The organism is Streptococcus sp. k-378 (assembly GCF_013277505.1).
Classification (GTDB): domain Bacteria; phylum Bacillota; class Bacilli; order Lactobacillales; family Streptococcaceae; genus Streptococcus; species Streptococcus pseudopneumoniae.
Genome location: NZ_VMNC01000095.1, coordinates 1 through 20,761 on the forward strand (window position 1 = coordinate 1; position 20,761 = coordinate 20,761).

At 39.2% G+C, this 20,761-nt stretch carries 20 protein-coding genes and 2 pseudogenes; 4 read left to right on the forward strand and 18 right to left on the reverse strand.

Annotation, left to right across the window (positions count from 1 at the left end):
• Positions 1 to 57 precede the first annotated feature (57 nt).
• The 13 genes and pseudogenes from HT719_RS09260 to glmU all read right to left on the reverse strand — a co-directional run bounded on the left by HT719_RS09260 (position 58) and on the right by glmU (position 12,164).
• Positions 58 to 1,449: an amino acid permease gene (locus tag HT719_RS09260; RefSeq protein WP_119919545.1), complete on the reverse strand. Its 1,392-nt coding sequence runs from the start codon at positions 1,447 to 1,449 to the stop codon at positions 58 to 60.
• A gap of 123 nt (positions 1,450 to 1,572) precedes the next feature.
• Positions 1,573 to 2,130 carry a thiol-disulfide oxidoreductase-associated lipoprotein SdbB gene (gene sdbB / locus HT719_RS09265; protein WP_172928981.1) on the reverse strand — a complete coding sequence of 186 codons (558 nt, stop codon included), beginning with the start codon at positions 2,128 to 2,130 and terminating at the stop codon, positions 1,573 to 1,575.
• 11 nt (positions 2,131 to 2,141) lie between these two features.
• Entirely contained in the window at positions 2,142 to 2,849 is a 708-nt protein-coding gene (ccdA2, locus tag HT719_RS09270; RefSeq protein ID WP_138707290.1) for a thiol-disulfide oxidoreductase-associated membrane protein CcdA2, read from the reverse strand.
• Between the two features lie 230 nt (positions 2,850 to 3,079).
• Positions 3,080 to 3,496: an LPXTG cell wall anchor domain-containing protein gene (locus HT719_RS09275; RefSeq protein WP_172928992.1), complete on the reverse strand. Its 417-nt coding sequence runs from the start codon at positions 3,494 to 3,496 to the stop codon at positions 3,080 to 3,082.
• A 27-nt stretch (positions 3,497 to 3,523) separates the two neighbouring features.
• Positions 3,524 to 3,727, reverse strand: a pseudogene (locus HT719_RS09280) (hypothetical protein); the annotation flags it as partial.
• 1,726 nt (positions 3,728 to 5,453) lie between these two features.
• Positions 5,454 to 5,744, reverse strand: a complete 291-nt coding sequence (locus HT719_RS09285) for a YSIRK-type signal peptide-containing protein (RefSeq protein ID WP_007284790.1) — start codon at positions 5,742 to 5,744, stop codon at positions 5,454 to 5,456.
• Between the two features lie 425 nt (positions 5,745 to 6,169).
• Positions 6,170 to 7,933, reverse strand: coding sequence for a glycerophosphodiester phosphodiesterase (locus HT719_RS09290; protein WP_050246167.1), 1,764 nt, complete (start codon positions 7,931 to 7,933; stop codon positions 6,170 to 6,172).
• Positions 7,934 to 7,941: 8 nt separating this feature from the next.
• On the reverse strand, positions 7,942 to 8,532 hold the full coding sequence (locus tag HT719_RS09295) for a 3'-5' exonuclease (protein ID WP_000440254.1): 591 nt from the start codon (positions 8,530 to 8,532) through the stop codon (positions 7,942 to 7,944).
• Between the two features lie 97 nt (positions 8,533 to 8,629).
• Positions 8,630 to 9,121, reverse strand: a complete 492-nt coding sequence (gene rocS, locus HT719_RS09300) for a chromosome segregation protein RocS (RefSeq protein WP_000021242.1) — start codon at positions 9,119 to 9,121, stop codon at positions 8,630 to 8,632.
• A gap of 76 nt (positions 9,122 to 9,197) precedes the next feature.
• Positions 9,198 to 9,890, reverse strand: coding sequence for a 5'-methylthioadenosine/adenosylhomocysteine nucleosidase (locus HT719_RS09305; protein WP_138701949.1), 693 nt, complete (start codon positions 9,888 to 9,890; stop codon positions 9,198 to 9,200).
• 16 nt (positions 9,891 to 9,906) lie between these two features.
• Positions 9,907 to 10,218 (reverse strand): cell wall synthase accessory phosphoprotein MacP, encoded by a 312-nt coding sequence (macP, locus tag HT719_RS09310; protein ID WP_000517861.1) that lies wholly within the window; start codon positions 10,216 to 10,218, stop codon positions 9,907 to 9,909.
• An 11-nt stretch (positions 10,219 to 10,229) separates the two neighbouring features.
• Positions 10,230 to 10,775 carry an NUDIX hydrolase gene (locus HT719_RS09315; protein ID WP_049512278.1) on the reverse strand — a complete coding sequence of 182 codons (546 nt, stop codon included), beginning with the start codon at positions 10,773 to 10,775 and terminating at the stop codon, positions 10,230 to 10,232.
• Between the two features lie 9 nt (positions 10,776 to 10,784).
• Entirely contained in the window at positions 10,785 to 12,164 is a 1,380-nt protein-coding gene (gene glmU / locus HT719_RS09320) for a bifunctional UDP-N-acetylglucosamine diphosphorylase/glucosamine-1-phosphate N-acetyltransferase GlmU (RefSeq protein WP_172928983.1), read from the reverse strand.
• Positions 12,165 to 12,307: 143 nt separating this feature from the next.
• Here glmU and HT719_RS09325 point away from each other — a divergent pair, with 143 nt between their 5' ends.
• The 4 genes from HT719_RS09325 to HT719_RS09340 all read left to right on the forward strand — a co-directional run bounded on the left by HT719_RS09325 (position 12,308) and on the right by HT719_RS09340 (position 15,147).
• Positions 12,308 to 13,108 carry a glycoside hydrolase family 25 protein gene (locus HT719_RS09325; RefSeq protein ID WP_172928985.1) on the forward strand — a complete coding sequence of 267 codons (801 nt, stop codon included), beginning with the start codon at positions 12,308 to 12,310 and terminating at the stop codon, positions 13,106 to 13,108.
• A 94-nt stretch (positions 13,109 to 13,202) separates the two neighbouring features.
• Positions 13,203 to 14,045 (forward strand): DUF368 domain-containing protein, encoded by an 843-nt coding sequence (locus HT719_RS09330; protein WP_050219105.1) that lies wholly within the window; start codon positions 13,203 to 13,205, stop codon positions 14,043 to 14,045.
• Positions 14,045 to 14,527: an aminoacyl-tRNA deacylase gene (locus tag HT719_RS09335; protein ID WP_050219104.1), complete on the forward strand. Its 483-nt coding sequence runs from the start codon at positions 14,045 to 14,047 to the stop codon at positions 14,525 to 14,527. Before HT719_RS09330 ends, HT719_RS09335 begins: the two co-directional genes overlap by 1 nt.
• Positions 14,527 to 15,147 carry a histidine phosphatase family protein gene (locus tag HT719_RS09340; RefSeq protein ID WP_050219103.1) on the forward strand — a complete coding sequence of 207 codons (621 nt, stop codon included), beginning with the start codon at positions 14,527 to 14,529 and terminating at the stop codon, positions 15,145 to 15,147. Before HT719_RS09335 ends, HT719_RS09340 begins: the two co-directional genes overlap by 1 nt.
• Positions 15,148 to 15,505: 358 nt before the next feature.
• Here HT719_RS09340 and HT719_RS09345 read toward each other — a convergent pair.
• From HT719_RS09345 to HT719_RS09365, 5 genes and pseudogenes are all read right to left on the reverse strand, one after another.
• Positions 15,506 to 15,601: pseudogene (locus tag HT719_RS09345) on the reverse strand (IS630 family transposase); the annotation flags it as partial.
• A 305-nt stretch (positions 15,602 to 15,906) separates the two neighbouring features.
• Complete coding sequence (prsA, locus tag HT719_RS09350; protein WP_172928987.1) at positions 15,907 to 16,845, reverse strand: peptidylprolyl isomerase PrsA; 939 nt, start codon at positions 16,843 to 16,845, stop codon at positions 15,907 to 15,909.
• A gap of 66 nt (positions 16,846 to 16,911) precedes the next feature.
• Complete coding sequence (locus tag HT719_RS09355) at positions 16,912 to 17,625, reverse strand: O-methyltransferase (protein ID WP_012972506.1); 714 nt, start codon at positions 17,623 to 17,625, stop codon at positions 16,912 to 16,914.
• Between the two features lies 1 nt (position 17,626).
• The gene (gene pepF / locus HT719_RS09360) at positions 17,627 to 19,429 is read right to left on the reverse strand and encodes an oligoendopeptidase F (protein WP_172928989.1); all 1,803 of its coding nucleotides are present in this window, start codon (positions 19,427 to 19,429) and stop codon (positions 17,627 to 17,629) included.
• Between the two features lie 18 nt (positions 19,430 to 19,447).
• On the reverse strand, positions 19,448 to 20,401 hold the full coding sequence (locus HT719_RS09365; protein ID WP_172928991.1) for a competence protein CoiA family protein: 954 nt from the start codon (positions 20,399 to 20,401) through the stop codon (positions 19,448 to 19,450).
• Positions 20,402 to 20,761 lie beyond the last annotated feature (360 nt).

Genomic DNA, 20,761 nt, shown 5'->3' on the forward strand with positions numbered 1-20,761 from the left:
TAACCATACATACGGCAAGGCGAAGCTGACGTGGTTTGAAGAGATTTTCGAAGAGTATTATTCTTCTATGGTAGAATGCTTATAACCATAAGTGAAGTAAATAATACTTCCTATCAACAAAGCAACTAGGAAAGCAATCCAAGTTTCCATATTATACTGTAACATGAAGGATAGACAAATGATGATTGATAAAATCGGTAATAAGGGTACCAATGGTGTTTTAAATTCTCCTGCTTTGGGCATTCCTTTTTCTTTCCGTAAGCGAATCAGGCCGTAAGCTAGCATAATCAAGTAGGCTAAGGTACAAATATTTAAGAAGGCTGCGATACTAGCAAGAGGGAACATTCCTGCTGCTACTGCTGAAGCTAGACCTGTTAAAATAGTAGCATTCTTTGGTACCTTGCTAGTCTTCGTTAGTTCTTTAAAGGCGGCAGGCATTAAGCCATCGCGCGCTAAACTGTAAATCATACGCGATAGGGCATAGGTCATCGAGATACAAACTGTAATCAAGGTCAAGATAGCCACTAATGACACATAGTTGGCTGCCCAACTGATCCCAACGCTACGAAGGGCAAAGGCAACGGCATCATTGACATTTAAATGACTATAGTGAACCACACCAGTCAAAACAAGCGTCACCAAGGCATAGAGAATGGTTACGATAGAAAGCGATAAGACAATCCCTCTAGGAATATTTTTTTGAGGAATCTTGACCTCATCTACAGCCATAGAGATGGATTCAAATCCCAAAAAACCGAAGAACATTAAGGAGGCACCAGCCATAATACCAGTACTAGCACCATAGATTTGTCCAAAACCATAAGGAGCAAAATTACTCCAATTATCAAGTTTGATATGCCAAATTCCTACTAAAACAAAGAGAGCTAAAGCCGAGAATTTCAAAATAACTAGAATAGAATTAAAGCGTAAGGCTGCTTTAGCATTGAGTAAAACAAGCGAGGTCACCAATACCAAGACAAGAATAGGCAATAAATCAACAAATGTCCCTGCTTGAGGATTAAAGGTACCATTTAAAGGCTGAGGAAGGGCTATCCCGTATTGAGAGAGCAAGCCTTTAAAATAAGCTGCCCAACCCGAAGCTACGCCTGATATGGCTGTCATGAACTCCATCATGGTTAACCAACCAGCCAACCAGGCTGGGAATTCTCCTAAAATAGCATAGAGATAACTGTAGGCACCACCTGTAGCAGGTACTCGTGAAGCAAATTCTGCAAAAAAGAGGGCTGATAATCCCACACACAAGGCAGAAATGACGATTGAAATCACTAGGGCTGGACCAGCAAGTGTGGCAGCTGCAGTACCTGTAATTGTAAAGATGCCTGTCCCTACCATGGCTCCGATACCCAGCAAAATCAAATCCCATAACTTCAAATGCCTGTGCATCTCCGTTTTATCCAAACTTACATTCTTTGTTCTAAATATATTCATATTTCTTCTCCAAATAAAATGATGATTCTATTTTACCATAAATATAGGAGATTTGTGACTATTTATAAAATATTTTTCTAAAAAAAAATCTGACTACATCTTGTAATCAGATTTTTATCGATTCTAGTTCATTTCTTTAAATGCTGCTTCTGCATCCGCATTACTGATAGCACCAAATTGAATCTTTCCAATCTTTCCTTGACTATCAATTAGGTATTCTGTAGGAATGCTTCGAATTTGATAAGCTTGGAAGGTTGTTGCTTTAGTATCATAAAGAACTGGGATATCTTTATATCCTTGTTCTTGGAACCATTGTGGGAATTGATCAACAGTTTTTTCACCTTGAATTCCTGGTGCAATGACACTAAGAATTTCAAAATCGCGATCTGGTTTTGCAGCTAATTCCATCAACTCAGGCATACTTTTCTTACATGGACCACACCAGGAAGCCCAAAACTTCAAGTAAACCTTTTTACCCTTAAAATCAGATAACTTGACTTCTTTACCATCCATGGATTGCAAGGTGAAGTCTGGAGCATCTTTCCCAACAGCAATTTGCTGTACAGGCGTTTCTTGTTTTGGCTGTTGTGGGGCTTGAGTTTTTTTAGTTTCTTCCTCACCACAGGCTATCAATACAACTAATGACAAGAGACTTAAGCCAGCAAACATTACTTTTTTCATCATTTTCTCCTTTATTCAAAAATTCCAGCTAGAACATTTACTTGTCCTAATAGTAACAAAATTCCCATTAAAATAATGAGGAAACCACCAATTTTCTTCATTAGCATCATATGACGTTTGATTTTACTAAAATAAGGCATGACTACACCTGAAGCTAGAGCCAAGACCAAGAAAGGAAGAGCCATCCCCAGAGTGTAAATAAGAGTATAGATAGCACCTTGCCAAGCTCCATTGCCTCCAGAAGCCGCAAGCGCTAAAACAGAACTTAAAACTGGACCAATACAAGGCGTCCAACCAAAGCTAAAGGTAATACCGAGTAAAAAGGCTGACCAATAACGATTGGCTTCTGATTTCTTAAAAGTAAAGCTTTTTTGAACCTCTAATTTCTTAAAATGAAAAATTTCCATCTGGTGAAGTCCCAAAATGATAATAATTGTTCCCATAACATATCGAAACCAATTGGCATAGAGAATATGACCAAAGTAGCCAGCACCAAAGCCTAGAATAAAGAAAATGAGAGAGATACCTGCGATAAAGCAAAGTGTTCGAATCAAACCGGACCAAAGAACCTTTCTCCCAAATAAGGAAAAACTTTTTGCACTTTCCTGATCATCCAGTAAAATTCCAGCATAGACTGGCAAAAGAGGAAAAATACAGGGAGAAAAGAAGGACAAGACCCCTGCTAAAAAAACGGAGATTGAAAATATTATCGTTTCCAATAAAGAACCAACTTTCTTAAGATTTCTAATCCTATTTTACTATATTCAATTTAATTTGTATGCTTTCTGCTACGCAAAATCGTATCGGGCACTATTAGACTGATCTTTTCTTTTGCTAGTCAAGGCGGATCTTATCCCCCAAAATAGCCAAAAAGCAACGACAAGGGTTACTCATCGCTGCTTTTGTGAACGGAAACGTCTTTTAGATTTGACATTTCATAAATCATGTTTTACTTGAGTTTGGCAAGGGTTGCTTTAAACTCCTCTACTAGTTTAGCTTCTGTCTCTGCTGAGCCATTTTCTTCTTTCACGAAATCAAGGGTTTCTTGGAGAAGTTTTTGGGCTTTAGCAAGGACTTTTTTATCCGCTTTTTCTGCATCTAGCTGTCCAAGAACTTTTGTCAATTCCGTGCTTAATTGCTGAATTTCTGACTCTTTCTTACGGCGAACCAACCAGAAGGCAATCACACCTAGAAGAGCAAGTAGACCGACTACAATCACTCCTGCTGGAACTGAGTTTGTTTCAGTCATCTTATCTGAATCCTTACTATCTTCCGTTCCTTGTTTGGCATCCTTCTTGTCCTGTGCAGGCTTGCTGTCGCTAGCATTTGCTTTCACATCTTTGAGAGAGTCCAAGGCAGCCTTCACAGACTCTACTGCAGTACGCAGACCTTGCTCTGTCAAGGCACTATCTTCCAGAGCTTTTTGAGCATCTAGGAGGACAGTTTTGGCTGCATCGATTTTCGGATCAGATACTGTTGCCAAAGCTTTCAAGTGTTGGTCTAACTCTTGAGTCAAGGCACGAAGTTCAGACTTGTCAACTTGCTCTTGAGCTGGAGCTTGCGTGTTCGTTGAGCTAGCCGAAGGACTTGCTGCCACTCTAGGAGCTTGAGTCGGAGCTGAACTTGAAACTGGAGCAGGACTTGCAGGTTGACTCGGAGCAGTTGGTTGAGACGGTTGTGGAGCTGGCTCAGATGGAGCTGTTGGAGTCTCAGTAGCTCCTTGGTCTGGCTGAGTAGGAGTAGAAGGTTGCGATGTTACGTTATACGAATCGGGAATTGGATAATATCGTTTTGATGGCAAGCTGACTGGTGTTGAAGAAGCACTAACTTCACTATTACCATGTTTAGCTGTCGCACTTACTTGAGTTCCTGCACTAGCCGCATTATGGGAAATTGTAACAACACCACTTACTCCATCAATGCTGACACCTGATTTTGTTGGTGTTAGGCTCCAGCTTGACCCTGATTTCGTAGCTACAACTTTGTCGCTTCCAATGCTAATTTCTACATGGTCTGCATTCGCACTTGGTGTTACCGTTACATTGGCATTCGCTTCGCTAGAGGCAACTGTTGGTTTTTCAGGTGTTGCTTCTTTAGCTACTGGTGCTGTCGCTCTTCTTTCATCACTAAACCAGGAACCACGTTCTCGTGGATTACCATCGTTTACGTTATTATTTACTTCGATAACAGTGAGTGCTCTAAATTTATCTGTTCCTATCTTATTAACTCCAGACTTATAATCAGACTGGGTAATAGTAATTTGGCGTGCAGAACCATCCCCATCATTATTAGGAGATATATCTTTAGAGGCAAGTATATTATAACCTTCCGGATAAGCTAATCCATCCGTACTCCCTCCATAATTAGAAATATCCGAACCTCCGGTTACCAAATATACTTTCATCTTTGCGCCATTAGGTAATTTAGGAACATAAGGAATTGTCACATCAATATTAGGTTTTTCATTAGCTTTACCTGCTAAGCTCGGGACACTTGCATCTGTACTATCATTTGGTGTATTAATAGTCGGCTTCTGAAAAGGGAGATAGTATCCAAATTGTGTCGTCTGACTACCGCTTGAAGTAGTTACTGTTACATTCAATAAATACTGACCCCTGCGCGGAGTAATTCCGTCGAAAGTCAAAGATGCTTCACTCCCATTGACAGAAGATTCGACCTTTAACCCCATGTTTTCATGACCAGTTACAGATATGCTAGTAATTTTCTCATGATTTGATTTAGCACTAATTTTCAAAATATTACCAAATACTCTATCTCCACCTGGTACTACTAGTATATTAGAAACTTCTATTTGTTTACGTACTGCATTCCATCTCCCAATTGTTAATCCTGCTATATTCCGTCTTTTTCTTACATGAACTCCTCTTTCCGCAGAATTTTCCTCACTATCATTTTTTGACATCATCACTTGATTACCATCTAGTAACTTGTGAGCTTTTTCGACAAGTTCTCCAGAAATCTTTCCGTCGTCTGAAAGTCCTAACTTTTCGTTGATAGTATCTGCTAAGTTTTTAAAAGCTGCTGCCGACTCAGGATTGGATTCTTTCAATCTTTTAGATGCATCTATCAATTTATCATATAACTGATCCCCATCTTCTTCTTGAGATTGATCTATCTTATCTTCTCTATTAGCTTCTTCTTTGATAATTGAGGATTTTTCTTCCAACTCTGGTTGTACTTCTTTTTTATCTTTTTCTACCTCGGACACAGTAGATAATTCACCAGATACAGGTTTAACTACACCATCAACTTTTTCATCACCTTTATTCTCTACTGTTGACTTAGCTTTTCCTTCACTATCTTTAGATGAAGTTCCTGGCTCTTTTTTTCTCTGTCTCTTGAGTGTTTGGTTTAGCTCCTTCTTGTTCTACGTTAAGATTTTGATTGCTTGTATCTGATGGCGGTAAGACAGATGGATTCCCAGTGTTGCCATTTCCATCCTGACTGACCACTTCTGTATTTACTTCCGCCGCCTGGACTTCTGTCGCTGGATTAGCTATAAAAAAGACAGACCCTAGCAAGACTGAGACTGCTCCAATTGAAAACTTGCGTATAGAAAAGCGTTGACGCTCATTCATTTTAAACTGTTTCATAGTTTTTCCTTTCTTTCTACCCTGTCTTTGCTCCTCTAGCCATGTTCATGCAGGCATCAACTCGCAATAAAAACAGGAAAACATGACCTTTTTTCATCTTAAACAAATGACAAAAAGGCCCATTGTCTACTAATACTTCATTATATCAACTTAGTTCCCTTCCTTCAACCTCACTTTGTTTTAGAAAATCGATGATTATATATATATATTGCTTATTTTAAAGGATTTAGAGGCTCCTTATTTGTAAATTTAGTATATTTTTCGTTATTTTCAGAAATTTTAAATTTATATGACATTCAAAAGAAGCTGTTCGTCTTGCTATCTATCGCCAGCAAGAACTATCCTAGACTCAACAAATAAAAAAACAGGCTCTCCGAAAAATACTTACCTATCACGGAAGGAATAGTTGTTCCTCTTTTTTATTACTAAAATTCAAAGAATTCCAGAGCTTTTTTCAAGAGCAAATCCGTATATTCTGGATCTTCTTGGGCTACTTCTATTTCCCACTGAACTTTTTCCAAATCATCTGTAATCACTCCATCTACTCCTAAGTGAAGCGATTTATTGATAGCTTCTGAATCATTGACAGTCCAGACATAAAGTTTCTGATCCGTTGTCCATAGTTTGCTTACAAAATATTCATCCAAGGTCGAGTACTCCATAGTATATCCTGTCGCCCTTGTTTTAGGAAAGACAGAATTGTAGGGCATGATAAAATAAACTGGCAGTTCGGCATCATACTGTCTTACTTTTTCGACAACATGGTAGTCTAAAGACTGGATTTGATGTCCATAAATCTTGAGCTTTGCAGCATAACGGGCTAAAAAACGGTCCATCATGTCTGGACTATCTTTTTTACTGGTTTTAATTTCAATTAGTAATTTTTGACCAAGTTCGTTGGCTCGACTGAGATAATCTTCAAAGCTTGAAATTTTAGTCTGGTAGCCATTTTCAAAAATATCAATCCCTTTAAGCTCCTCCAAGTTTAAGTCTTGAGGACTTTTATTGATACCTGCTAGATTTTTCAAGTTAGCATCATGCATCATGACAAACTGCCCATCTTTTGTTTCCTGCACGTCCGTCTCCACCAAGTCTGGTTTGAGTTGTGCTGTAGTTTCCAAGGACTCTACTGTATTTTGAATCCCATTTGCATTGGAAACCCCTCGGTGAGAAATAAGTTGAGGTAGATGAACCATGGGAGCCTCCAGATAAATATAACCTTCTAAGGCAAAGAAAAGACTGGCACAAGTCATGACACCCCATCGCACGATGTGATCTTTTTCTCTCCTAGGAAGCATATCCAGCTCCTTTCCTGTCAAAAATGAAACAAATTTAACCAAAAAATAAGTCAGAGCCATATAATAGAGATTTTTAATCATGACAAAATTCAAAATACCAAGAATCAGAGACTCTCTCTGAGTGATATCATCTACCAAAGTTTGAGCCAATAATAAAGGAATCAAAGGAAGATAAAATAATAAATGTGCTTTGAGCAAGATGTAAAATAAATTCCAAGCATAAAAAGTAACTCTCTTCTTGGTTTTCTCCAAGCTAAACATCACTGATTCTCGAACAGTCAGCTGATCATATACAATCTTCGGAAGGGCAAACATCAATCTGACAGAGACATAGAGAAAGATAAGAGATAGAAGTAGGATGCTCAGCCACCACATCCAATATTTATCTTCTAAATAAGCTTGGATAAACTCTGGAATGACGATTTTATTAAGATAATAAATCTTCAGCATTTTCCGTATAAAAGGAAAAAGCATAGCTATATAGAAAAAGATAAACAAGGCTTTAGCGCAAGTTAGCTTTTTCATAAATCCAAAACTTTCATGGAAAACCTTGCGGATATACTCAATTAGCCTTCGCTTTTCATGATAGAGGAGATGACGAGCACCAATAAAGAGGAGTCCTATTTGAAAATAAGCAACCAGAAGGTTAATTACAATCAAGGCTAAAAAAGCTAGACTAATCAATGGAGAATGAGTAAGGATGGCTAAGACATTGTTATAGGAAATAAAAAGATAACCTGTCTGATCTAATAAGAAGCTAGCCAACCATGAATTGAATGGTACCCACAAATACTCCACTATCATAAAAATCAAGAAAAATAGAAAGAGGATTTTATCAAGATTGAGGTAAATCTGTTTAAGACCCAATTTTTTAGGTTTTTCAGGTTTCATAGGCACTCCTAGTCAAATAATTGAGACAAGTCCAAGCCACCAAAAGGATTGTTTGATAAGCTACTTTCTGTCTCTAACAATTCCCTAGCTTGATCCGACTCTAAGAAGGATTCGTAAACACGCGCCGTCATCCGAGCATCCTCTAAACTATTATGAGACTGACCTTGAAATCCAAGAAATGAGGCAACAGTTTGCAATTTGAGATTGGCAATACCATGTAAATCTGAACTCCGACGTTCAAAAGCTTCATCATACAAATCCACCTTGTACTGTTGGCTATAGTCTAAACCATGCTCTGCTAAAATAGGTAAATCACTTTTAGCAGCATTGTAGCCTATCATCAGCAAAGAACCCACAAACTCTTGGAATTCTTCTAAGACTTTCTCAACTGGAGGAGCATCTTTTAAGGTCTCAGCTGTAATCCCGGTCAAACCATTGATAAAGCTTTTTAGAGGGACACTGGTATGAACATAGGAATCATAAGCATCGATTTCCCGACCATCTCTAAAACGCACTGCCGATACTTGAATCAAGTGTGTTTGTCCTTCGTGCTGATTAAATTCTAAATCAAAAGCAATGTAATCTTCTAATCGTTCCATTCTGTACCTCTCCTCTACTGTCTCTATTCTAATCAACTATACTATTCACAAACAAAAGAAGCCATCAGGTTAGCATGTAACCTAAACAGCTCCTTGATTATCCTCCAAATAAACGAGCAAAAAAGCCTTTCTTAGTGGATTGGACTTCTTCTTTTGCTTGGTCCAGCTCTAGCTTAAGATTTTCTTGATCCTTCATAGCTTGAAGAGTCAATTGTTGTTGCTGATCCAGTTGTTTGTCTTTCTCAGCAATCTGACGGTCTTTGATACGCATCTGCTCGTCTTTTTCTGATAACTGACGATCCTTGGCTTTTAATTGTTCATAAAGACGAAGAATTTCTGCATTCTTCTCATCAACCAGAATCTCCATCAGTTCACGTTGCTTGACATCTTCACTGACAGGCTCATCTTCAAAAATCGTTTTTTTATAGATTTCTTCTAGCTTAATCAAGCCACTTCTGGTAACGACTGTTACCCCTTTGTCATTTTTATCTGTGTCTTCTTCTGGTAATTCTTTGACACGGTTATTGATTGCTTGGCGAGATAATCCTAAGACCTCTGCAATCTCACTGACGGTCATTTCAATACTCATAATATCCTCTGAAACGTTTTCTAGCTTTTCTTTACTTAAATCTTATCATAAGCTAGAAAAACTGTCAAATTTTCGCTTAATTTAAGGCCTTCAAAAAGGCTAATAAGACTTGGGCAGAGCGACGTCCAGCTTCGATAATAAACTCATCAAAAGAGATGTTTGCTTCATTGTTGGCATTGTCACTCATAGCTCGGATGACTAAGACTGGAAGATTAAGGGCATGCGATGCCTGAGCAATAGCTGCTCCTTCCATCTCAACTGCTAAAACTTCTGGGAAATGAGACTTAATCGCTTCTATCTTATCATTTCCTGCAACAAAACTATCTCCTGTAGCAATCAAACCAAGATGCCAGTTCTGGTCCAATTGAGATAAACTCTCTTGGATTTTGGCAACAAAGGTTTTATCTGATTCGAAATAAAGCGGTTGTTGCGCCATTTGTCCATAAGCATAGCCAAAAGCTGTGACATCCACATCATGATAGGCTAATTTGTCAGCAATCACGACATCCCCAACAGCGATACCCTCTGCTACTGCTCCAGCAGATCCCGTGTTAATCAAAGCATCCACTTGAAAATGATCAGCCAAAATCGCCACACTCATAGCAGACATGACCTTACCAATTCCACTTTCTACAAGAACGACTTCATGCGAGGCAATGCTTCCTGTATGATAGGTATTGCCTAAAACAACTTGCTCCTGGGCATTGTCTAAATGCTGGACCAGATACGCCAGTTCTTCTGGCATAGCCGCAATAATTCCTATTTTCATTTCAATTCCTTTTCTATTACAAAAGTTTCATTGCTAAGACAAGCAAAATCAAGAGAAAGATGACTGCAAATAAAATCTTATTTAACTTAGAATTGAAGACATTTCTCTTGGTATTTTCAATGCGACGGCTTTTATGAATAGACGGTTCGACCTGAATCTTCAAGGTTTCTTGGCTAAAACCATGATCCTTAGGATTGGCATAACCAAAACGTGAAGAAGAGGTTGGTAAAATCTTGGTCTCCTCATCATCTAGCAAAGGGGGACCTGAAATTTTTTCGCCTCTATTAGCTCTTTCAATCATTTCATCCGTTAATAAAGGTTTACCCATACTGACCTCCTCTATTTTTTGTGCAATTCCCAATACTGAACAGCCATAATGGTCTTGGCATCACAAATATGACCTGATTGGATCAATTCCTTAGCTTCTTCTAAGCTCACTTCAAGGACTTCCAAGGTCTCATCGTCATCCTGCGGACGTGGATTTTCTACCTTTTTCAAATCGCTCGCTAGGTATAGTTTTAACTTTTCATTACAAAAGCCAATGGCTGAGTAAAAGTCGTACAAGAGTTCTAACTTCCCTGTATAGGCTGTTTCTTCCTCTAATTCACGAAGAGCAGCTGCTACAGGGTCTGTATTTTCTCCTACTTCCAGTTTTCCGGCTGGAATTTCGTAAGAGACAGCCTCGATGGCCTTGCGGTACTGCTTGACCAAGATGAGTTTTTGCTCATCCGTTACTGCTAAAACACAGACAGCTCCATTGTGGAAAATCAAATCCCGTTGGGCAGTTCCCTTGCCTTCTGGTAATTCAACCTGATCTTGGACCAGTTTAAATATTGGTCCTTGATAGATTTCTTTTCGGCTAAGCGTTTTTTCTTCAAATTCCATGATAGGCTCCTACTGATTATTAGGATGATGAGGAAGACGTGTTGCATATTCGTCTTTATTGACCTGACGACCGCGACCAATCGCAATCGCATCTGCTGGCACGTCTTTGGTAATAGTTGAACCAGCACCAACGAGGGAATTGTCACCAAGTTCTACTGGCGCAATAATGGTTGAATTTGAACCAACAAAGACATTGTTACCGATGACTGTCTTGTATTTGTTTTTGCCGTCATAGTTGACTGTAATGGTTCCAGCACCGAAATTAACCTTGCTACCCACTTCACAGTTTCCGATATAAGTCAAATGACCAGCCTTGCTATTCTCGCCGATAGAAGAACCTTTCACCTCAACAAAGTTTCCAATATGTGCTTGGGCACCCAGACTTGAACCTGGACGAATGTGGGCATAAGGTCCAACAGTTACGCCGTCTGCAACACTGCTTTCCTCAATCATAGAATTGGTAATGACAGCTCCTGCTCCGATAGTACTATCCACTACATAAGTACCGTTTGTCAAAACAGTCTCAGCACCAATTTTCGTTTGCCCCTTCAAGGTAACATTGGCTTCGATTTGAACTTCAGGCGCAATCTCAACATCAATATCGATATAAGTTGCTTCTGGATTAACAAAGCTAACGCCATTGACCATGTGTTGATGATTGATTCGACGACGCATCACTGCTTCCGCAGTCGCAAGAGCCACACGGTCATTTACCCCCAGACTCTCATCAAAATCTTTCAAAGTATAAGCACCAACTTTTTCACCAGCTTCACGGAAGATGCCAATGACATCTGTAATATAGTATTCGCCTTGAGCGTTGTTGGTGTTGATGTTTTTCAAAGCCTCAAACAAACGCTCGTTATCAAAAACATAAGTTCCAGTGTTGATTTCCTTGATTTGCTTTTCAAAATCTGTGGCATCCTTCTGCTCAACAATGCGAAGAACCTCAGCATTGTCATTACGAACAATTCGTCCATAGCCAAAAGGATTATCTGTTTCAGCAGTCAAGATAGTCGCCACATTTTTATGATTGATGTGGAAATCAATCAAGTTTTTCAAGCTTTCACCTGTGATTAAAGGAGTATCTCCTGCGATGACCAAGGTGTGACCTGACAAACCTTCCAAGATAGGCTCTGTCATCATAACCGCATGACCTGTCCCCAACTGTTCAGATTGAGTCACAAATTCTGTCTGTCCAGCCAAGACCTCTTCAACCAATTCCGCCTTGTGTCCTACAACTGTTACTGTCTTTTCAGGTTGGATAGCTCCCACACTACGAAAAACATGTTCCAGCATAGAAATACCCGCAACCTTGTGCAACACTTTTGGCAAATCAGATTTCATGCGAGTCCCTTTACCCGCTGCTAAAATAATGGCATAATTTGACATAATCTTCTCTTTTCTGTAGAAATTCCCTTTTATTATACCATATTTCAAATCATTCCGCCCCCTTGAATGAAAAAATGCTCTAAAGTCTCTTCTTTAACCCATTTTTTTTGATTTTTTTCATTTTTAGGGTAAAATTATGAGATATGAGAAAACAAATTCATCCGCTTATTTTATTTAGTTTTTTTGGGATTATGATGTTCATTTTAATCATCAATCGCCCACTTAATGACAACCAATCGTTTAAAACAAAATCCAACATAGCGCAGATTGAAGCACAGGCTTTGAAACACTTAGACAAACCGATTATTGACCTCTCTGGCTGGCAGCGTCCTGAGGAAATCAACTACGATGCCCTCTCACAAAATATTTCAGGCGCTATTGTTCGTGTTCACAGTGGTGCTCAAACAACAAAAGAAAATGATGCTTCCTTTATCAATGGAATAGACAAGGCCTATAAGAGTCATATCACTGAACTTCAAAAGCGGAATGTCCCAGTTGGGGTCTACGCTTATGTAGCTGGAAAAAGTGTCCAAGAAATGGAAAAAGCCGCTGAGGTTTTCTACAATGCAGCCTCTCCTTACAGTCCTAGTTACTATTGGCTAGACGTAGAAGATAAAACCATGTCCAATATGAACGAGGGTGTTGAAGCCTTTCGAGCAAAGCTAGCATCACTAGGTGCTAAAAACATCGGCATCTACGTTGGGGTCTACTTCATGGAAGAACATAGTATTGATACAGGCAAGTTTACCTCTGTTTGGATTCCGTCCTACGGCTCTAACTCAGGATTTTTGGAGAGCAGTCCTAAAACTGATTTAGATTATGATATTCACCAATACACATCTAAAGGAAAAATTGCCGGCTTTGACCACGATTTGGATATCAACGTCATCTCTCCCTTAAAAAACAAAGAAGAAACCTTTAGAAAAATCTTTTTAAAACCTTAAAAGCATTTGTTTAGCATTTGCTTTTTCTTTTTGTGTTTGATTGTGATACAATATAGTAAGGATTTTTTGAAATAGAAATAGTTGGAGGAACTATATGCTCTCATGGTTAGCGCGCCTTATTAAAGGGATTGTGATTGCTCTTGGATTTATCCTACCGGGAATTTCCGGAGGGGTTCTAGCAGCAATCTTAGGAATTTATGAACGGATGATTGGCTTTCTGGCCCATCCCTTTAAAGACTTTAAAGAAAATGTTTTGTACTTTATTCCAATTGCCATCGGTATGCTTCTGGGAATTGGCCTATTTTCTTATCCGATTGAATACCTGCTTGAAAATTATCAGGTCTTTGTCTTATGGAGCTTTGCGGGCGCCATCATTGGTACGGTTCCTAGCCTCCTCAAAGAATCAACTCGAGAATCTGACCGAGACAAGATTGATTTAGCTTGGTTCTGGGCAACCTTTATTATTTCTGGACTAGGTCTCTATGCCTTAAATTTTATCGTTGGAACCTTAAGTGCCAGCTTTCTTAATTTGGTCCTAGCAGGTGCACTGCTGGCTCTTGGCGTATTGGTTCCTGGCCTCAGTCCATCAAATCTACTTTTGATTTTGGGTCTCTATGCTCCTATGTTGACTGGTTTTAAAACCTTTGACCTCTTGGGAACCTTCTTACCGATTGGAATCGGGGCAGGTGCCACTCTCATCGTTTTTTCAAAATTGATGGATTATGCCTTAAACAACTACCACTCACGTGTCTATCATTTCATCATCGGTATCGTCCTATCAAGTACCCTTTTAATCTTGATTCCAAATGCAGGAAACGCTGAAAGTATCCAATACACAGGCCTTTCACTTGTTGGGTATGTCATCATCGCCTTCTTCTTTGCTCTAGGAATCTGGCTTGGTATTTGGATGAGTCAATTGGAGGATAAATATAAATAATGGCAAAAAAAGTTAAAATCAAAAAAACATTGGTGGAACAAATCCTGTCTAAAGCAGGTATCCCACATCAGGGAATTCAAATCAATGCCCTGGAAGGAGAGCTGCCTCAAGGTTATGGACGAGATCAGATTTTCAAAACCTTGGCGCTTCTGGGAGACAAGACAGGACCGATTATCGGAATTGTCCCTATCACCCAACACTTGTCGGAAAAGAAACTAGCCAAAATTTCTGGCAACAAAAAAGTGAGCATGATTCCACAAAAGGACTTGGAAAAAACAACTGGTTACATTCATGGAGCTAATAATCCTGTCGGAATTCGTCAGAAACACAATTATCCCATTTTTATCGATAAAATTGCTCTAGGTTTGGATCAAATGATTGTCTCTGCAGGAGAAGTCGGACACAGCATTATCATCGCGCCACAAGACTTAGCTAGCTTTGTAAAGGCAGACTTTGTAGATATTTTGGAGGACAGCAAGTAATGAAACTCTACTTTGTCCGCCACGGTCGTACCCTCTGGAACCAAGAAGGTCGTTTTCAAGGTGCTAGTGGAGATTCTCCCCTTCTTCCTGAATCCATTGAAACCCTAAAACAACTTGGCCAATATCTTAAGGAAATTCCTTTTGATCAGATTTATGCAAGTGATTTACCTCGAGCGGTCAAATCTGCCGAGATTATCCAAAGTCAACTCAAGACTCCCTGTCCTTTAGAAAGTGTCCCTAATCTCCGTGAATGGCAACTTGGGAAGTTGGAAGGTTTGAAAATTGCAACCTTGGAATCTATTTACCCGCAACAAATCAAAGCTTTCCGATCTAATCTTGCTCAATTTGACACTCAAATGTTTGGAGCAGAGTCACTTTACAGTACAACACAACGGACCATCCAATTTATCAAATCACTCAAAGATAGTCCAGCTGAGCGTATTCTAATTGTCGGACACGGCGCCAATCTTACTGCCAGTCTTCGTACTCTTCTAGGTTATAAAGAACCTCTTCTTCGTAAAGATGGTGGTCTAGCAAATGCCAGCCTGACCATTCTAGAAACCCATGATTTTGAAACATTCACTCTCGATACTTGGAATAATACTTCTTATCAATCATAATTATAGCCTAGCCTTCTGAACTAGAACCATAGGAGATATAGTCAGTTGAAACAAAAATAAGACAAAAGAGCCTCGTAAAAAGGTATTGCAATTTGCCAATACCTTTTTGATATGAACACGTGTCTTCTCAACAGGATTGTAAAGCAAAATGAAATAAGAACTGAATAATGTGATTTGAGAATTTAAATCAATTTATAAGAATTTTTTTAGAAGCAATGATGTACTAGTTCAGATTCACTTTTCTATACTAATACTCTTCGAAAATCTCTTCAAACCGCGTCAACGTCGCCTTGCCGTACTCAAGTACAACCTGCGGCTAGTTTCCTAGTTTGCTCTTTGATTTTCATTGAGTATAAGATGAGTAGGGAGGAAGAGGTAAAAGTTTATGCCCAAACTCTTCACATAAGAACTCTAGCTTACCCATTCTATGGAATCTTGCATTATCCATTAAAACTTCCAGACTCATACTCTTCTAAAATCTATTCAAACCACGTCAGCTTCACATTATATATGTTGGTGACCTCATAAGACTTATCTGCAACCTCAAAGCTGTTCTTTGAGAAACCTACAGCTAGCTTTCTAGTTTAATCTTTGCTTTTCACTGAGTAGCAAGTTAAAAAATGAGGCTGGTCAAAAAGTCTTGAAAATCAAAAAACGCATCATATCAGGTATTGAAACCTTGTACTATGCGTTTTATTGTGGGAAGATTTACTTCATTTTTCCTGAAGTCGAGTTTTTTCCCTGACTCATTGATTTGGACTATTCTTTTGATGAACTGCTTGAGCTTGAATCTCCGCCACCAATATATTGGGTAAAGATATTTTGGAAGGCTTGGTCCTTAACCTTGATATTAGCTGCTTGTAATTCTTTTCCGATAATGCTTTGAACAAATGTTGAATCATTTTGTTTTTGAGTCAAGATAACAGTTTTTAATTTTTCTTTGTAGTCATCGATATTAGATGATTTTTCTGTTTTCTTAATGAGTTTTACAATGTAATATTGGCTACTGTAGGCTTGTGTACCAGTTGCTGTAATCACATCAGAAATGCCATTTACATCTAAAGCGAAAGCGGCTTTCTTGACTTGCTCTGGTACTTCTGTTGAAGCAGAATCAAAGGTGATTTCTCCACCATTCGCTTTGGTTTTCTCATCCGTTGAGTTGTCTTTGGCTAATTGAGCAAAGTCTGCATCACTAGCTTTAGCTTTTTCAAGAATTTCTTTAGCCTTGTCTTCATTGTCCAAACGGATGATTTGAGCCGTTACATCTGGAGTGTATTCGTCAAATGCTTTCTTATAGGCATCATCTGTCAATTCAGCTTCTGCTGCTTTCTTAACTGCCAACTCAACCAATTTACTTGTACGAATTTGAGCTTTACGTGTTTCAAGAGTCATTCCTGCTTGTGACAAGACACGTTGGTAGTTCTCACCATATTGTTTCTCTTCTTCGGCAATAGTATCATCAACCTCTTTATCATCAAGCTCTGAGCCATATTGTTTTTCAAAAACTTTTTGGATGGTCATATTTAACAAGACTTGTTGGGCTGAAGGGTTGCTTTTCACTTGCTCATAAAATTGATGTTCTGTGATGACATCCCCTTTCATGCTGATAAGGTCTGCCCCTTCTGAACCTTTCGAACAAGCTGCTAAAGTTGCTACTGATAATAGTGTAATGGCACCTGCCAATAGTTTTTTCTTCATGTCTACTCCTTTGAGATAAGTGTTACTCTATCTATTTTACTATATTTTCTTAAATTTTTCTGAAAATCATTCGCTGTCAGGCAATTGAACATCTGCTACATTTTTACGAAGCATGAGAATTCCATCCCCCAGAGGTACTAGTGTTGCGGTAAGTCCTGGATTGTCTAAGGTTGCATCAAATAGTCTTTGAAGTCCTCTGTAAATAGTTCGCTGGCCACGACGAACCTCCATAATGTCCTTGGCAACATCACCGCCTTGGAAAATATCATCCAAGACAACCACACCTCCAACTTCCAAATGTTTGAGGATTTCTGGCAGAAAAACGATGTATTTAGACTTAGCAGAGTCCATAAAGACAAAATCATAAGACTCTGTCAGTGTAGATAAGACATCCACCGCATCTCCTTCTAGGAGAGTGATTTGCTTGCGACTGTCAAACTGGGCAAAATTTTCCTTGGCAAAACCAATCATTTCTGGATTGCGATCAATGGTTGTAATCTTGGCCTTTGGCGCATGTTCAGCCATCAAAAGGGCTGAAAAACCGATAGCCGTCCCAATTTCCAGTATGTTTTTAGGTTGCATGGTTTCCATGAGAAAACGGAAATAAGCAACCGTTTCATGGGGAATAATGGGAATATTTTCCTTGCGGGCAAAGTCTTCCAATTCTTTCAAGGAACCTGTGACTTGCTTTTGTCGCTGACGCATCAAGTCTACAATTTCTTCCTTGACGACAGGGCGACGCATGTTATGGTTGGCATTCTTACTATACGATTCAACCATCTTATGCCAATCCCAATTTTTCAACAAGGGCTTCAAACTCATTTAAACGACGTTCGAAGACTGCAAAGGCATCGTTGAGGTAGTCTTCCTTCTCCATATCAACACCAGCTTTTCTCATGACATTGAGTGGATAGTCAGACTTACCTGCTTTGAGGTAATCAATATAGCGGTCACGGTCTTCTTGACTACCATGGACAATCTTTTCAGCCAGGGCTGAGGCTGCTGCAAATCCAGTTGAATATTGATACACATAGTAGTTATAGTAGAAGTGTGGAATGCGTGCCCACTCGTATTGGATTTCAGGATTGTCTTCCTTACTCAAACCATAATACTCTTGGTTCAAGTCTGCGTAGAGTTTATTTAGGAAATCGCTTGTCAAAACTTCCCCATTTTGGTCTGCTTGGTGAATGGCGTGTTCAAACTCAGCAAATTGAGTTTGGCGGAAAACTGTTCCACGGAAACCATCTAGGAAGTTATTGAGAATAGCAAAGCGCGTTGCGTCGTCTTCCACTTCTTCCAATAATTTCTCCGTCAAGATATTTTCATTGGTAGTTGATGCAATCTCAGCCAAGAAGATAGAATAATCTCCGTAAACATAAGGCTGAGTTTCACGAGTATAGCTTGAATGCATACTGTGACCTGTTTCATGAACAAGAGTAAAGAGATTGTCTAGATTGTCCTGCCAGTTAAGAAGCATAAAGGCATTTGTATCGTAAGAACCACCAGAGTAAGCTCCTGAACGCTTGCCTTGATTTTCGTAAACATCAATCCAACGCTCGCTGAAGGCACGTTTAACACGGCTCAAGTAATCCTCACCCAAGACTGCTAAGGCTTCTTCTGCTTTTTTCAAGGCTTCTTCATAAGTAAAACTGTATTCAACAGATGAAAGCGGTGTGTAGACATCGTACATCTTAAGGTCTGAAATTCCCAAGATTTTTGAACGAAGTTCAAGGTAACGATGCAAGAGTGGCAAATGCTTGCGAACTGCTGCTACCAAATTGTCATAAACACTTTCTGGAACAAAATTGGCCGCTAGGGCTGCATGACGAGCACTCTTGTAGTTGCGAACTTTGGCACGGTAGTTTTGTACCTTAACATTGGTTTGCAAGGTTTTGGCATAGGTATGTTGGAATTGTTGATAAGTCGCATAAAGAGCTTGATAAGCACCACAGCGAACCTCACGATTTTTAGACTCCATCAAACGTGTGTAAGTCCCGTGAGATAGCTGAACTTCCTTACCATCATCGTCGAGGACATAAGGGAACACAATATCCGCATTGTCCAAGATAGCGAAAGTTTCACTTGCCGAACCAAAGATTTCTCCAGCTCCAGCCAATAATTCTTCTTCGCGTTGTGATAGAACGTGATCCTTGCTTTGCAAGAGCTTGTCAAAATAGTGTTGATAAACCTGCAGCTTTGGTTGAGCCTCTAAAAAGTCAGCATACTGCTTTTCACTAATTTCCATAAATTCAGGCTCATAGAATGAAAAGGCTTGATCTAGCTGACTGTAGAGAGTCATGGCCTTGGCATAGTACTCTTGGTACTTGGCTTCACGTGTGTCCTGGTCATTTTTCATATGAGCATAAACGTAAAGCTTCTCCATTTGGCGTTCCATTTCAAGAGAAAATTCAGTAATTTCGAGTAGACTATCCGCACTATCCAAGAGATGACCTTCATACTGGGCTACTGTCTCCAATTTTTCTGTTAAATCTTTTAAGGCTTCTTCCCAAGCCTGGTCAGTTGGGTAGATCGTTGATAGATCCCATGTATCTTTTTCATTTATTTCATTTCTTTGTAATACCATTAGATTCCTCCATCCTTTCTATTCTACCATATTTTTCAAGAAATATTGCTGATAAAATGCTGGTGGATAAAGCTTTTGCCAATCATTTTGATGATTTTCTTGATAATAGGTTTGAAAATGCTTATAATAGCTAGTCAAATCCTTCTCAATTTGGCAAAAATCACCTACTAGTGGTCGAATTTGTGGATACCATTCTTTCAGCCCATAAGTCAGGACATTTTCTCCCTTTTGATAGGCTTCTGCTTGTTCTTTCATCCAAATGGGATTTTGATAGTACAGTTGTTGCCGGATATAGCGACAGATGTCCTTATCTTGAGAAACTGTAAAACGAGATATTTTTTGTTTCTTATAGGGAAGACGTAATATCTCCAGTAGACTACTTTGACCATAGGGAAATTCCTTGATTTGATAATGGAGTTTGCCACGGAGATCCTGGTGAATCAGGTATTTGAGTCTTAAAACTTGTTTTTCACTGTCTAATTCCCAAACATAAAAGCCCATGTTTTGACTAAAATAGAGAAACCCTTCTTGCAGACGAGTCAAACGCTCCTTGAGCCAAAGTTTTTCCCCCAGCAGCCACAGTACTTGGTAACCCTGACTACGATAACCCTCACTACGCTCTTTAAGAAGTTTTTGAGGCAAGGGACTACATTGAACCTCTAAAGCTAGATTGCCATTTACAAATACATCTGCAATCTGTTTAAGCTCTGGAAGCGGGTACTCTAATTGCACCTCTGTCTCTTTTTTCAACCAGTGATAGAGGGATTCCTTATTGGCTAGGTGTTCTGGACTTTCATTTTCAAATGAAAAATCACAGTCTTTTAAAGATTTATGGGCAAAATGGGTCCGTACACTTGATCCTTGACGCAAACGGAGCTGACCTCCACAAGCTGGGCAGGTATATTCTTCCTTCTCAAGCTTATCCTCTAACACATTTACCAACTGTCCCCTAGCATCTCTCGCAACAAACATGATTTCCCTCCTTTTCTATATTATTCGTAAAAATTAATAATCGTATTTTTAATTATAGAAGAAAAGTATAGTAAATTGAAATAAAATATAAACAAATTGATTGGGGAATTATAGTATATTGAAATAAGATGTGAACAAAGAGATTAGGAAAGTCAAATTATAATCAATGAAAATCAAAGAGCAAACTAGGAAGCTAGCCGTAGGCTTTACTTGAGTACGGTAAGGCGACGCTGACGTGGTTTGAAGAGATTTTCGAAGAGTATTACCTTTTCATAAGATTTTTATCTATTTTTCCATGCTTGGTAACGGGTATCAATCAATAATTGAGTGAGGCGTCCCATGGTTTTCCTTTCTTCTGGA

Bases quoted from the DNA above. Each gene is read 5' to 3' on its own strand.
- rocS (WP_000021242.1), bottom strand. From the start codon at position 9,121: ATGAGTATTGAAATGACCGTCAGTGAGATTGCAGAGGTCTTAGGATTA.
- macP (WP_000517861.1), bottom strand. From the start codon at position 10,218: ATGGGTAAACCTTTATTAACGGATGAAATGATTGAAAGAGCTAATAGA.
- HT719_RS09285 (WP_007284790.1), bottom strand. From the start codon at position 5,744: ATGAAACAGTTTAAAATGAATGAGCGTCAACGCTTTTCTATACGCAAG.
- HT719_RS09305 (WP_138701949.1), bottom strand. From the start codon at position 9,890: ATGAAAATAGGAATTATTGCGGCTATGCCAGAAGAACTGGCGTATCTG.
- HT719_RS09290 (WP_050246167.1), bottom strand. From the start codon at position 7,933: ATGAAACCTGAAAAACCTAAAAAATTGGGTCTTAAACAGATTTACCTC.
- pepF (WP_172928989.1), bottom strand. From the start codon at position 19,429: ATGGTATTACAAAGAAATGAAATAAATGAAAAAGATACATGGGATCTA.
- HT719_RS09315 (WP_049512278.1), bottom strand. From the start codon at position 10,775: ATGGAATTTGAAGAAAAAACGCTTAGCCGAAAAGAAATCTATCAAGGA.
- sdbB (WP_172928981.1), bottom strand. From the start codon at position 2,130: ATGAAAAAAGTAATGTTTGCTGGCTTAAGTCTCTTGTCATTAGTTGTA.
- HT719_RS09260 (WP_119919545.1), bottom strand. From the start codon at position 1,449: ATGAATATATTTAGAACAAAGAATGTAAGTTTGGATAAAACGGAGATG.
- HT719_RS09340 (WP_050219103.1), top strand. From the start codon at position 14,527: ATGAAACTCTACTTTGTCCGCCACGGTCGTACCCTCTGGAACCAAGAA.
- HT719_RS09365 (WP_172928991.1), bottom strand. From the start codon at position 20,401: ATGTTTGTTGCGAGAGATGCTAGGGGACAGTTGGTAAATGTGTTAGAG.
- glmU (WP_172928983.1), bottom strand. From the start codon at position 12,164: ATGTCAAATTATGCCATTATTTTAGCAGCGGGTAAAGGGACTCGCATG.
- HT719_RS09355 (WP_012972506.1), bottom strand. From the start codon at position 17,625: ATGGTTGAATCGTATAGTAAGAATGCCAACCATAACATGCGTCGCCCT.
- HT719_RS09325 (WP_172928985.1), top strand. From the start codon at position 12,308: ATGAGAAAACAAATTCATCCGCTTATTTTATTTAGTTTTTTTGGGATT.
- HT719_RS09295 (WP_000440254.1), bottom strand. From the start codon at position 8,532: ATGGAACGATTAGAAGATTACATTGCTTTTGATTTAGAATTTAATCAG.
- HT719_RS09330 (WP_050219105.1), top strand. From the start codon at position 13,203: ATGCTCTCATGGTTAGCGCGCCTTATTAAAGGGATTGTGATTGCTCTT.
- prsA (WP_172928987.1), bottom strand. From the start codon at position 16,845: ATGAAGAAAAAACTATTGGCAGGTGCCATTACACTATTATCAGTAGCA.
- HT719_RS09335 (WP_050219104.1), top strand. From the start codon at position 14,045: ATGGCAAAAAAAGTTAAAATCAAAAAAACATTGGTGGAACAAATCCTG.